This window comes from Vibrio sp. B172a, from assembly GCF_030248355.1.
Lineage (GTDB): Bacteria > Pseudomonadota > Gammaproteobacteria > Enterobacterales > Vibrionaceae > Vibrio > Vibrio owensii.
Genome location: NZ_JAHGAC010000001.1, coordinates 195017 through 208313, shown reverse-complemented (window position 1 = coordinate 208313; position 13297 = coordinate 195017). Strand labels below are relative to the sequence as shown.

The window sequence follows — 13297 nt, the reverse complement described above, 5'->3', positions numbered from 1 at the left end:
GCGAGATGCAAGGTAATTCATCCAATAAGAAACTCACTATCAAGTTGCTGTTAGCGACAGCAATGATGTTCGGCTTCGGTTTTGCCCTCGTACCGCTCTACGACATTATGTGCGATGCATTGGGTATTAACGGTAAAACCAGTGAGGTCGCAGCGATTCAACCCACAGGAATGCAAGCGGATATCAGTAGAACGATTCGTGTGGAATTTATGGCGCACGTCAGTCCAGACATGCCTTGGGAGTTCAAACCAAAAGTTGTATCCATGGATGTTCATCCCGGCGAAGTGATTCAAACTGAATATTTTGCTTTTAATCAAAGCGGTGAAGATTTAGTAGGACAAGCTGTGCCCTCCGTATCGCCGGGTACTGGTGCGGCTTACTTCAATAAGATCGAGTGTTTTTGCTTTAATCAACAACCATTGGAAGGTAAGCAACAAGCGAGTATGCCTTTGATTTTCTACATTGAGCCGGACGTGCCGGATTCAATTCATACATTGACCTTGTCTTACACACTCTACAAATTTCCTCCTCAATCGGGCGAGTCTTCGACAGCTAGCCTCTCAGGGAGTGAGAAACAGACCTTAACGCCTCAAACCAAAGCGCGTCTGTAAGGAGAGAACTCATGAGTAACAAGCCTGATACCTATTATGTTCCCGCACAAAGCAGTTGGCCTATTGTAGGGGCATTTGCGTTATTCCTTGTCGCTGTCGGTGCTGGAATGACCGTTCAAGGCACTCAAAGTGACGGTGCGGTTGGGACGCTAGGCGGCATTATTCTTGCAATTGGTATGCTGTTTTTACTTTACATGTTGGCCGGGTGGTTCAGCAACGTTATCACCGAATCCCTTACCGGAAAATACAGCGCGCAAATCACCCGTTCATTTCGACAAGGGATGAGCTGGTTCATCTTTTCAGAAATCATGTTCTTTGGTGCGTTCTTTGGTGCTCTGTTCTACGCAAGAATGATTTCCGTGCCTTGGTTAGGTGGCGCAGATAACAATGCCATGACTCATGAAGTGTTGTGGCCAGCTTTCGAGGCGATATGGCCGCTCACTACCACGCCGGGTGGTGATACGACTCAAGCAATGCCGTGGCAAGGCATTCCATTAACCAATACGATTTTGCTGCTGTTGTCTTCGATTACGTTACATATGGCACACATCAGCCTAGAACAAGATAAGCGAACAGCACTGATTGTCTGGTTGGAGATCACCATCGTCTTAGCGGGTTTCTTCCTTTATTACCAAGCGGTTGAGTATGCTCATGCCTATCAAGATATTGGGCTGACACTGCAGTCGGGCGTTTATGGCAATACCTTCTTTATGCTCACGGGCTTCCATGGTTTGCACGTTTGTCTCGGTACCATCTTCCTCATCGTATTGCTGTTCCGCATCGCCAAGGACCACTTTTCACCTAAAAACCATTTTGCGTTCCAAGCGGGCAGCTGGTATTGGCACTTTGTAGATGTGGTTTGGCTGTGTTTATTTGTTTTTGTTTATGTCCTGTAAAACTAGTAAGGACGAGGGTTAGGGGCGATCCATCCTGCCCCTAGAGCAATCAGAAGGAGTATCACGACTAACGCAGAAAACATGACACGACGACCAAGGTAATGGCTCATTGGTTTGCCTTTTTTCGATGAGTCCTCTGGGTCTTCGCGAACCATTTCGATAAGCGCTTTTGCGAGGTTAAAGATGATGAAAAGCAGCAAAAGGACAAGCGTTAATTTGAACAGAAATACGGTGGACATGGCACCTCCGGTTTCGTTTTTGATGTTGTCGAAATGGGTTTGGATTGCTGTTTGTTTAACTGTGGTCGTGTTTTCTCTATTGGTCAAACTGGGCTTCTGGCAGCTCGAACGTGGTAACGAAAAGCAGCTTTTAGAACAAGCTATTTTGGCAAGAGCGAATGCACCTTATCAGGATATACGCACTGTACTGGAGAACAATGATTGGCGTGAGGAGAGTGTGATTGGCATTAAGGTGAAAGCCAATGTGACTCCGGAGGCACTTCCGGTCATCCTTTTAGATAACCAGACGTATGAAGGGGCAGTGGGTTATTTAGCGTTTCAAGTCGTTTCTTTGACCCAAGACCCAACCACATTGACCCTCCTGGAGTTAGGGTTTGTCAAAGGGGGAGCTTCACGCTCTGTACTACCTAAAGTGGAAACTTTACAAGCTCCCTACGAGGTTACTGGGCGTTTATATCGTAAATCGATGAACCCTTTGAGTTCTGACTTAATGGCAGAAGTTGGCGATACGATACGCGTCCAAAACCTCAACATCAATCAACTGAGCCAGTTACTCAATGTCGAATTAATGCCGACCGTCGTACAGCCAAACAATTTAGTTCGATGGCCGTATTCTTTCCCATGGAATCCTTTGCCATTAACCAGTGCTAAGCATTTTGGTTACTCCTTTCAATGGTTTGCTATGGCGGGTGTATTTCTGCTTATCACGGTGATGATCTTCATTCGATGGTTTAAAAGTTCACGCTCACAAGGAGGTGAGGTATGACATCAGCGGTCACGAGAGGAAGAATTGTACTGTTGTCGCTAATTGTTCTTTTTGCTCTCCCGGCAATTATTGCCAAAGTGGTGCTTAGTCAAGGCTGGTACGAAACAGGTGTGACTAATAGAGGTGAGCTGGTGGAGCCCTATACCACATTTGAACAATTGGGGCAGACATCGCCTCTGAGTGAAAAAGGGTGGCAATTGGCTTATGTGTTGCCTTCTGATTGCCAAGAACAGTGTCAGCAACAACTTCACCTCATGCAGCAGAGTCATATTGCGTTGGGCAAGTACCAAGAGCGAGTCGTCCCAGTTATCTGGACATCAAAGCCGTCAGAAAGTACGAGTGAAACGATGATGGTGATGCAAATGAATGATTCGTTGTCGGAAAAAGTACAAGCAGGGCAAATGCTGATCGTTGATCCATTAGGGCAGCTTGTGATGGCCTATACACCGGAAGCCAACGAGGATTTGGTTCAGTTAAGTAAAGACGTTTTGGCGGATCTTCGAAAATTATTGAAGTTATCACGTGTAGGTTAGGGAGAGAGTGATATGGCGTTAAAACGTTTAGTTAAGTTCAGTCTTTGTCTTACCCTCGTTGTCATTATGCTGGGCGCATACACACGCCTTGCTGATGCAGGTTTAGGGTGCCCAGATTGGCCTGGATGTTACGGTCAGTTACTGGTTCCTCAAACCGATGCTGAAGTTTCTCGAGCGAATGCATTATTTCCAGAACGTGCGGTGGAACAGGGAAAGGCTTGGCTGGAGATGATTCATCGTTATTTTGCGGGCACCTTAGGGCTCGTAATTTTGATGATGGCGATTGTTTCCGTTAGGACTGAACGTGTTGATGCGACAATTCCGATTTTACTCTGCGTCTTAGTTATTGGTCAGGCAGCATTGGGGATGTGGACCGTGACTTTAAAACTCATGCCAGTAATTGTTATGTTGCACCTACTGGGCGGATTTACATTGTTTGCTCTCCAAGCGGTGTTCTATTGTCAGATTAAATCTCAGAACAGCCTCTACTTTTCGCCATCTTCCAAAAACGTAAGAACCTTTTCCTTGATCGCTTTTGGCGTAGTGTTAACACAGGTCTTGCTTGGTGGTTGGACATCATCCAACTACGCTGCTCTTATGTGCACCGCTTTACCGATTTGTGAGGGGAACTGGACCAGTTACTTATCTTGGAAAGAGGCGTTTTCTTTCTGGCAAACAGGGTTTGATAACTATGAGTTTGGTGTTCTAGATTACCCAGCACGAATGACAATTCATGTCAGCCATCGTATTGGTGCCATCATTACCGCATGTGTTGTGCTGATTTACTGCGTATTACTATTAAAACAAGACTCACACCATTCTCAGCGCTTGGGTGTATGGATTGGCTTGGCTTTGGTTTGCCAAATCCTATTGGGCGTAAGCAATGTTGTGTTCCAACTTCCTATCTATGTGGCAGTCGCGCACAATTTAGGCGCAGCGGTCATGCTTTCACTTATCTGTGTTAGTCAGTTCTACCTATGGCAGGGTAAAGCTCGTTGGAGTCATCAAGCGAAAGGAGTTCGCTATGAGTAAAGAAATCGCGTTACCTCTAGAAAGTGGTAAGAAAAAGCTCGGGTCAACTTATTTAAAACTAACAAAACCCAAAGTCGTCGCGCTTATGTTGATTACCGCCATTGTAGGAATGAGCTTAGCGCCAGTGGCTAATTTTCCTTGGCTACAAGCGGCGATTGGCCTTATCGGTATTGGCTTGATGGCTGGCTCCGCGGCAGCGTTTAATCACCTTATCGATCGCCGGATTGATGCGCGAATGGCTCGAACTCATAAGCGTCCTCTGCCTTCTGGTGACACGAATCCGTTATCAGTCGCGTTGTTTGCTGTTACGTTAGGTGTTGTTGGTTTTGTACTTCTGTATGCACTGGTTAATCCGTTAACAGCTTGGATGACGTTTTTAAGCTTGCTCGGTTACGCGGTGGTTTACACCATGTACCTTAAGCGGGCGACCCCACAAAACATTGTAATTGCCGGAATTGCAGGTGCTATGCCGCCACTTTTAGGATGGACTGCAGTGACGGGAGAGTTACACGCCCATGCTTGGCTTTTGGTGATGATTATCTTTATATGGACGCCACCTCATTTCTGGGCATTGGCGATTCATCGGGTCGAAGATTATCGAAAAGTGGATATTCCAATGCTCCCGGTCACCCATGGTATTGAGTACACCAAAACTTCGATTCTTCTGTACACAGTTTTACTCACGCTCGTTTGTATTCTGCCTGTGCTGGTGGGGATGGTCGGTTCGGTTTATCTTTTCTCTTCTTTGCTTCTTAACATTGGCTTTATGTATCACGCGTGGAAATTGAAGTTCTCACCTGAACAAAACAGCGCTATGGAAACATTCAAATTCTCCATTTATCAATTACTTGCTTTGTTTGTTGCTTTGTTGGCAGACCATTATCTTGGTTTGCTCTTCTCGCTATAGATGCTCTCTTCTTTGTTTCTCCAAACCGCACTGAACAAGTGCGGTTTTTTGTTGGCCTTTATATCTAATCATTTTGCGGTGTAACTTAGTAGTGCGCCCCAAACCGTTTGATAAATACCTTTTTGAGCGCTTGTGCTAATAGCTGAGGATTTATGAATCACGCTTTAGTTAGCAACGGGAGAGAGAAGGACTCATGAAGAACTGCCACACGGCTTTCCGTTGAACTCCGTCAAGTCTTGCTGAACAAACCCTTAATCTATGAGCTTAAACTGTCGCCTTTAATATAAGAGCTAGAACCAGAAGTGTTATGACGGAGCAAATAAGAAGTTTGATTTAGACAGTGAGAGAGTTGAGAGAGTCTTAGCGGCAAATGGTACTGAAGTGAACAAATAAGAGGCAAACAAAAAGGGATGCCGAAACATCCCTTAGACTAGAAATTAGAGCGGTAACTCTTATTCTGGTTGAACTAGTTCTTCGTATTGGAACTCAGGAACTACAACTTCAACACGACGGTTCTTCTCGCGACCTTCGTGAGTGCTGTTGTCAGCTACAGGGTTCTCTTCACCCATACCTTTAACTGTGAAGCGGTCTGCATCGATACCTGCTGCGATTAGGTAATCTGCAACAGCTTGAGCACGACGCTCAGACAGTTTTTGGTTGTATGCTGCTGGACCAGAGCTATCTGTGTAACCAGTGATTTCAACTTGAGCTTGAGGGTACTCATTCAAGAAGTTAACGAAGTTGTCTAGACGCTCAGATACTGAATCAGTAAGTGTTGCACTGTCGAATTCAAACGTACCTGTACCGTACTCTTCTTTGTGCGTCTTCGTCATCATTACTGGTTCTTCTTCCATCACCTCTTCTGTTACTACTGCCGCTACAACAGGTGCTGCTGCGAACTTGTAGTTAACGCCGATGCCGAAGAAGTTAGCGTCCATATCATCTAGAACGTCGTCAGAAATATCTTGGTAACGTTGGTACTCTGCACGAACACTCCAGTTTCTATCGATAGTGTATTCCGCACCCAATGAACCTGTAGGAACGATGTCTTTCTCGTCACCAGAGATCATGTATGCACCACCGACTTTCGCGAATAGGTTCCACGTATCGTTTAGATGCCAGTTGAATTTTGGTGCAAGTGTTAATGCCCAAAGGTCGCCGTCAATCGTATCAACTGTACTAGCCCCTGACTTGAAGTTAGCTTTGTAGTCACCTAAGTAATCAACGCCGTACTCAAGACCAATGATATCGGTAAAGTCGTAACCGATGTGCATTCCGGCACCGAAAGCATCATCATCACAAGGGCTGTTTAAATAGCAAGCATCATCTAGTGTAGTCATGCCTACTTTGCCCCCGATATACATTTCAGCTTGAGCAGAGTTAATTAAACCACCAGCTACCACTGCTGCTACTGCAATTGCTACTTTTTTCATAGTGTTTCCTTGTATTGATTGCATATTAATTTCTACTTTGTTTTAACAATTTGAGTAAAACTAGGTAGTTATAAGAAATTAGTTTAATAGTCATTTAATTTAACATCAAGCAACAATATCTTAGATCTTGCTACACTTTTAGTCGCGAACTCCCTCACAAACTTCTGATATTTCTTACATTGTAGACAACTTTTTCAAAGTTACAGGAAAATATATGATTATTTTGAACTTTTTCTGTACATAAAAATTTACACTGTGTTTTGTTTTGAACATGGATTGTTAATTTGCATTTTTTTAAAAAAAGTGATTGCAACTGTTCTTCTAAGTCGATAAGTTACTTGCATTGACACAATTAAATAAGCCCACAGCCCTTATTATTGCTTGCTTTGTGAACAATGTTGCGCTGAGTAAAGTTTGGGCAAATTAGTGGGTCTGGGATAGTAATTAGGAAGTAGAAGTAATGTTTCAAACTGATGATGTAAGAATTAATAAAGTAAAAGAGCTATTGCCACCTGTTGCAGTGCTTGAGAAATTTCCGGCAACCGAAACTGCTTCCACAACCACTTTTGAATGTCGTAATGCCATCCACAATATTCTTGAAGGTAAAGATGACCGTCTGCTTGTGATCGTTGGTCCATGTTCTATTCACGATCCAGAAGCTGCTGTCGAGTACGGCAAAAAGCTCAAAGTGCTTCGTGATGAATTAGGTGAGCAACTTGAAGTTGTCATGCGTGTTTACTTTGAAAAGCCACGTACAACGGTTGGTTGGAAAGGCCTAATCAACGACCCGTACCTAAATGATACTTACAAGCTGAATGATGGTCTTCGTATTGGTCGTAAGCTGTTGCTTGACCTTACTGACATGGGCCTTCCTACAGCAAGTGAATTCCTAGATATGATCACGCCACAGTATGTCGCTGACCTTATTAGTTGGGGTGCTATCGGTGCACGTACGACTGAATCTCAGGTACACCGTGAGCTAGCGTCAGGTTTGTCTTGCCCTGTTGGCTTTAAAAACGGTACTGATGGCAACATCAAGATCGCTAGTGACGCAATCCGCTCTGCAAGCGCATCTCACCACTTCTTATCAGTGACAAAATACGGCCACTCTGCAATCGTAGAAACAGCAGGTAACCCTGACTGCCACATCATTTTACGTGGTGGTAAAGAGCCAAACTACAGCGCGTCTCATGTTGCACAAATCAAAGATGAGCTAGATGCTGCTGGTCTGCCGAAGAAAGTCATGATCGACTTCAGCCACGCAAACAGCTCTAAGCAATTTAAGCGTCAAATGCTGGTTTCTGATGATGTTTCAGAGCAGATTTCTGGCGGCGAAGATGCAATCTTCGGTGTAATGATTGAGTCTCACCTTGTTGAAGGTCGTCAAGACTTAGTAGACGGCAAAGTCGCTAACTACGGCCAATCTATTACAGATGCATGTATTGGTTGGGAAGATACGGAAACCGTTCTACGTCAGTTATCAGATGCTGTAAAAGCTCGTCGCGCTAAATAAGCATCAATATTTCGTGTTCATAAAAGCCAGCAACTTGCTGGCTTTTTTAATGTTCTGAAAACATAGAATGAAATCGGTTATATCCAACTAAACCAAAACAAGAATAAACGTGTTGCACATAAGTCATGTGTTTTAGTTTTAAATCCGTTATGGTGTGGGCATAGATTAAAAAACACCCAAGGAATGAGATGAACAGAAACGTCTGGCTATTGTCACTTTGCCAAGCTTTATTAATGACAGGGAACATTCTCTTAATCTCAGTCATCGCGCTCATCGGAAAGCAAATCGCTCCTTCTTCAAGCATGATTACTCTGCCAGTAGCGTTGCAATTTCTTGGCTTAATGTCAGCGACGATTCCTGCTTCCTTAATTATGGGAAAACTGGGGCGTCGTCTAGGTTTTAGCTTGGGTAACGTTATTGGCATCTTTGGCGCTTCATTAGCAACTTATGCGCTTTCGTTAGAAAACTTCACTTTGTTTTGTGCTTCTACCTTTTTATTAGGTGTAGGGATTGGATTCGGTACGCTCTATCGATTTGCTGCGATTGAAGTTTGTGATGAATCTGCGAGGCACCGCGCAATTTCTATTTCCATGGCGGGCGGGGTACTTGCCGCAGTATTAGGGCCAAACCTCGCTGTCTATTCACAAAAGTGGTCAAGCGATGGTCTGTATATTAGTGCTTTTGCTGTATTGATTGGTTTGTATGTTACCGCACTCATTTTGCTTCAAACGATTCGATTCCCCTCGGCACGCACCCAGAGTTCGCATTTAAAAACAGACTCGCTAAAAGTCATTGTTCGCCGTCCTAACTTTATGATCGCAGTTCTAGCCGCGATGGTTGCCTATGCTGTCATGAATATTCTGATGACAGCAACTCCTTTGGCGATGATTGGTTGTGGCTTTGACTTCACCAGAGCGGCTGGTGTGATTGAATGGCATGTCTTGGGCATGTTTGTTCCTGCTTTCTTTACGGGCAGTTTGATCGAGAAGTTTGGGGCAAAGAAGATGATCTTAGCTGGTGGAGTACTGTTTATTGCGTGTATCGCGATTAACATGCACGGACTTTCTATTTGGCATTTCAGTACCGCGTTGATCTTACTCGGGGTTGGATGGAATTTCATGTTTATCGCTGCAACAAGCTTGTTTAGCCAGAGTTATGAAGCAAAGAACAAGAGTAAAGCGCAGGCGTTTAATGAGTTTTTCGTGTTCAGCTGCGTCACCGTTACTGCGCTTTTGTCTGGTTGGTTGGAATCTACCGTAGGGTGGCAGAACTTAAATTTGTATGTTCTGCCTTTTGTTCTATTGGTGATGGGAATATTTTTTATCAAAGCAAATAACAACCCTGAATCTCAAGTTGCATAAATCAACTTCAAGATTTTATAAGACCCAGTTATGTACACTGGGTCTTTTTTGTCTATCGGCTCACAACCCACAAAATAATTGGTTAATTATTGTTATCTAAGTAAGTTTTTCGAGCTCGAAATGTCGCATCTGTAAGGTTTTTTCTCTAGCATTTTGTAATAAATATAACAATCGTGTATATAACCTGTCGCAATTTAATAAAAACTATAGAAGCCTCATCTATGTCAGTCTCAACTTCCAATAAAGCTCAAGAAACCCTTGTAGGAGATTCCGACGAGCTGGTCTCAACCACCGATCTCAAAGGTGTAATTACTTACTGTAATGATGCGTTTTGTCGAATCGCAGAATACAGCCACGACGAACTGCTCGGACAAAACCACAATATCGTTCGCCACGGAGATATGCCCAAAGCCGCTTTTGGTGATATGTGGGCTCGCCTAAAACAAGGCAAAGCGTGGCGCGGAATTGTAAAGAACAGTACGAAGTCGGGTGGTTACTATTGGGTCGATGCTTACGTAACCCCAATTTATGAAGGCCATCAAATGGTGGGCTATCAATCGGTTCGTGTGAAACCAAAGCGTGAATGGGTTGATATCGCTTCTAAGGCTTACCAAGGGCTTTTGAAAGCGGAAAAGTCGGGACGTGCATGGTCACTGAAGTTAAATGAAACACTACGCTATGCGATTCTTCTAGGTGCATTAGCCGCACCGGTCACTAGCTTTGCTTTATCACTTGAAGGGCCACTCGCTTGGCTTGCTACATTATTACCGGCAGGCGTGCTTACCGTGTTGTTCCGCCAAGAACTCATTGATACGCCGCAACAGTTTAAAAAACTGCAAGCGCAATACGACAGTGTGAGTCGCTTGGTGTATTCCGGTAATAAGCCATTCTCTATCGCGGACTTTCACATCAAAATGCTTTCTGCTCGTATTCGTACCGTTTTGGGTCGTATGACAGACTCGGCAAGACCGCTCCAAAATTGCGCTGAAGAGCTAAGTCATACCACCGCAGAAGTACTTACGGCTTTGACGCAGCAGAACAAAGACATTCATGAAGTTCGTGATGCTGCTGACTCGATGGAGGCATCAGCGAACTCGGTTTCATCCAGCACTCACGATGCTCATCTGCTGATTGATGATACTTTGAAGTCCTGTCTAATGGCGAAAGAAACGATAGATCAAACCCATACCAACCTAGCGCAACTAAGCTTGCAAGCTGAGAAGGCGACAGAAACGACCTATCAATTGAGTGACCAAGCACAAAAGGTCAGTCAATTAATGGAAGAGATTGGTGGAATTGCCGATCAAACTAACCTGCTAGCACTCAATGCTGCAATTGAGGCAGCGCGAGCGGGTGAACAAGGTCGTGGTTTTGCTGTTGTGGCTGATGAGGTGAGGGCGCTTTCCGGACGTACCTCGAATGCGACTGAGCAAATTAATGCATCGATTGAAGCTATGCTAATGACGATTCAAGGCTGGCAGAAGGATATCATCGCTAATAAAGACCAAACAGACACCTGTTCGCAAGTGGCTGAACAAAGTGCGGCGCGTCTGTCTGAGGTAGAACAGATGATGCAAACCATGAGTGGTTTGATGGTGAATGTCGCGGACTCTGCCAATAAGCAGTTGCAGCTTTCTAGCGACGTGAACCAGCACATTCATTCTATTGCGTCGACAGCAGAGCAGAACTTAGCGGCTACACATTCTGTAGAACAAAACAGTAAGCAGTTGAAAGAACAAGTTCAAGACTTTTATCGACTTGCGATTCAGTTTGAGGAGAAATGATTCGAACTAGAACTAGAGCGTTGAATCGTTTTTGAAATTGGATAGATAAAATAAAGCCCCGCCGAAGCGGGGCTTTTCAGTTTTCAAATTCGCAATAGAGAAAACTGACAATACTTAGCGATTAAGCTAGCAGTTCTTTTGCTGTGTTTACTGCGTTTTCTACAGTGAAACCAAACATTTCGAACAGTTGGTCAGCTGGCGCAGATTCACCGAATGTTGTCATACCGATGATGCGGCCGTCGAAGCCAACGTACTTGTACCAGAAGTCAGCAATGCCTGCTTCGATAGCGATACGTGCCGTTACATCTGATGGTAGTACTGATTCACGGTAAGCTGCGTCTTGCTTGTCGAATGTATCTGTTGCAGGCATTGAAACAACGCGTACTTTCTTACCTTCAGCGGTTAGCTGCTCTGCTGCTTTCACTGCTAGTTCAACTTCAGAACCTGTCGCGATTAGGATTAGCTCAGGCTTACCATCGCTGTCTTTCAGGATGTAACCACCTTTAGCGATATCAGCAACTTGCTGAGCAGTACGTTCTTGTTGCGCTAGGTTTTGACGAGAGAAGATAAGTGCTGATGGGCCATCTTTACGTTCAATCGCTAGTTTCCATGCTACTGCAGACTCAACTTGGTCACATGGACGCCATGTGCTCATGTTTGGAGTAAGACGTAGAGACGCGATTTGCTCAACCGGTTGGTGAGTTGGACCATCTTCGCCAAGACCGATAGAGTCGTGCGTGTAAACTTGGATGTTCTGAACTTTCATCAGAGCAGCCATACGCATAGCGTTACGAGCGTATTCCATGAACATTAGGAATGTTGCACCGTAAGGAACAAAACCGCCGTGTAGTGCGATACCGTTCATGATCGCTGTCATGCCGAATTCACGTACACCGTAGTGGATGTAGTTACCAGAGAAATCGTTCGCTTCTAGAGACTTAGAACCAGACCACATAGTTAGGTTAGAAGGCGCTAGGTCAGCAGAGCCGCCCATGAATTCTGGAAGCATTTGACCAAACGCTTCTAGTGCGTTTTGAGATGCTTTACGTGATGCGATGTTTGCTGGGTTTGCTTGAAGGTCAGCAATGATTTGGTTTGCTTTCTCTTCCCACTCAGCCGGTAGTTCACCGTTTACGCGGCGTTTGAATTCAGCTGCCAGCTCAGGGTACGCTGCTTCATAAGCTGCAAATTTCTCGTCCCACGCTGCTTCCTTAGCTGCGCCTGCTTCTTTCGCTGACCACTCTGCGTAGACTTCCTGCGGAATTTCAAAAGGACCGTGCTCCCAACCTAGTTCTTTACGTGTTGCTGCAATTTCTTCAGCACCTAGTGGCGCACCGTGACAGTCGTGTGAACCAGATTTGTTTGGTGAACCAAAACCGATGATAGTTTTAGTACAGATAAGCGTAGGGCGTGGATCTGCTTTTGCTGCTTCGATTGCTGCGTTGATCGCTTCAGAGTCGTGACCATCTACAGCAGGGATTACGTGCCAGCCGTAAGATTCAAAACGCTTAGGTGTATCGTCAGAGAACCAACCTTCAACGTGACCGTCGATAGAGATGCCGTTGTCATCCCAGAATGCGATCAGTTTGCCAAGGCCTAGCGTACCGGCAAGAGAACAAGCCTCGTGCGAGATACCTTCCATTAGACAGCCGTCGCCCATGAACACGTAAGTGAAGTGGTCAACGATGTCGTGGCCTTCTTTGTTGAACTGAGCCGCTAGTGCTTTCTCAGCCATCGCCATACCAACAGCGTTAGTGATGCCTTGACCTAGAGGGCCCGTTGTTGTCTCGATACCAGGTGCGTAGCCGTACTCTGGGTGACCAGGAGTCTTAGAGTGAAGCTGACGGAAGTTCTTAAGATCGTCGATAGATAACTCGTAGCCTGCAAGGTGCAGTAGAGAGTAGATAAGCATAGAGCCGTGGCCGTTAGACAGTACGAAACGGTCGCGGTCAGCCCACTCTGGGTTTGATGGGTTGTGGTTTAGGTGAGAACGCCAAAGAACTTCAGCGATGTCAGCCATACCCATAGGTGCGCCTGGGTGGCCAGAGTTAGCTTGTTGAACACCGTCCATGCTTAGTGCACGGATTGCATTTGCAAGGTATTTACGATCCATAGTAGTTACTTCTCGATATTTGATTTAAATAGAGGGAACTCGTCGGAACAAGTTCAAATAGAATTTTTTGAATAAAGCGTTGATGCTAAAAGCGAGTAGGCTGGCTACT

The 13297-nt window shown here is 45.0% G+C and carries 12 protein-coding genes; 9 read left to right on the top strand and 3 right to left on the bottom strand.

Features of this window, described 5'->3' with window-relative positions:
• Positions 1-5: 5 nt before the first annotated feature.
• Complete coding sequence (locus KIT90_RS00800; protein ID WP_285374471.1) at positions 6-611, top strand: cytochrome c oxidase assembly protein; 606 nt, start codon at positions 6-8, stop codon at positions 609-611.
• Positions 612-622: 11 nt separating this feature from the next.
• Entirely contained in the window at positions 623-1507 is an 885-nt protein-coding gene (locus tag KIT90_RS00795; protein ID WP_285374470.1) for a cytochrome c oxidase subunit 3, read from the top strand.
• Between the two features lie 2 nt (positions 1508-1509).
• Here KIT90_RS00795 and KIT90_RS00790 read toward each other — a convergent pair whose 3' ends face one another.
• Positions 1510-1746, bottom strand: a complete 237-nt coding sequence (locus tag KIT90_RS00790) for a DUF2909 family protein (protein WP_005425979.1) — start codon at positions 1744-1746, stop codon at positions 1510-1512.
• Here KIT90_RS00790 and KIT90_RS00785 point away from each other — a divergent pair.
• From KIT90_RS00785 to cyoE, 4 genes are read left to right on the top strand one after another with little or no spacing between them, the layout of a single operon-like run.
• Positions 1745-2512, top strand: a complete 768-nt coding sequence (locus KIT90_RS00785) for an SURF1 family protein (protein ID WP_020194807.1) — start codon at positions 1745-1747, stop codon at positions 2510-2512. The genes KIT90_RS00790 and KIT90_RS00785 overlap by 2 nt on opposite strands.
• Positions 2509-3045: a cytochrome oxidase biogenesis cluster protein gene (locus KIT90_RS00780; RefSeq protein ID WP_171357769.1), complete on the top strand. Its 537-nt coding sequence runs from the start codon at positions 2509-2511 to the stop codon at positions 3043-3045. Before KIT90_RS00785 ends, KIT90_RS00780 begins: the two co-directional genes overlap by 4 nt.
• 12 nt (positions 3046-3057) lie before the next feature.
• On the top strand, positions 3058-4077 hold the full coding sequence (locus KIT90_RS00775; RefSeq protein ID WP_285374468.1) for a heme A synthase: 1020 nt from the start codon (positions 3058-3060) through the stop codon (positions 4075-4077).
• Complete coding sequence (gene cyoE / locus KIT90_RS00770) at positions 4070-4984, top strand: heme o synthase (RefSeq protein WP_285374466.1); 915 nt, start codon at positions 4070-4072, stop codon at positions 4982-4984. Before KIT90_RS00775 ends, cyoE begins: the two co-directional genes overlap by 8 nt.
• 452 nt (positions 4985-5436) lie before the next feature.
• On the opposite strand, the gene KIT90_RS00765 is transcribed toward cyoE, so the two are convergent.
• A complete protein-coding gene (locus KIT90_RS00765) occupies positions 5437-6417 on the bottom strand; it encodes an OmpA family protein (RefSeq protein WP_038895452.1) in 981 nt (326 codons plus the stop codon).
• A 460-nt stretch (positions 6418-6877) separates the two neighbouring features.
• On the opposite strand from KIT90_RS00765, the gene aroG reads away from it, so the two are divergent.
• The 3 genes from aroG (at position 6878) to KIT90_RS00750 (ending at position 11075) form a co-directional block, all read left to right on the top strand.
• Positions 6878-7930 carry a 3-deoxy-7-phosphoheptulonate synthase AroG gene (aroG, locus tag KIT90_RS00760; RefSeq protein ID WP_009706150.1) on the top strand — a complete coding sequence of 351 codons (1053 nt, stop codon included), beginning with the start codon at positions 6878-6880 and terminating at the stop codon, positions 7928-7930.
• 188 nt (positions 7931-8118) lie between these two features.
• A complete protein-coding gene (locus KIT90_RS00755; protein ID WP_285374464.1) occupies positions 8119-9291 on the top strand; it encodes an MFS transporter in 1173 nt (390 codons plus the stop codon).
• 221 nt (positions 9292-9512) lie between these two features.
• On the top strand, positions 9513-11075 hold the full coding sequence (locus KIT90_RS00750) for a PAS domain-containing methyl-accepting chemotaxis protein (RefSeq protein ID WP_285374463.1): 1563 nt from the start codon (positions 9513-9515) through the stop codon (positions 11073-11075).
• 121 nt (positions 11076-11196) lie between these two features.
• On the opposite strand, the gene tkt is transcribed toward KIT90_RS00750, so the two are convergent.
• Positions 11197-13188 carry a transketolase gene (tkt, locus tag KIT90_RS00745; RefSeq protein ID WP_285374462.1) on the bottom strand — a complete coding sequence of 664 codons (1992 nt, stop codon included), beginning with the start codon at positions 13186-13188 and terminating at the stop codon, positions 11197-11199.
• Positions 13189-13297 lie beyond the last annotated feature (109 nt).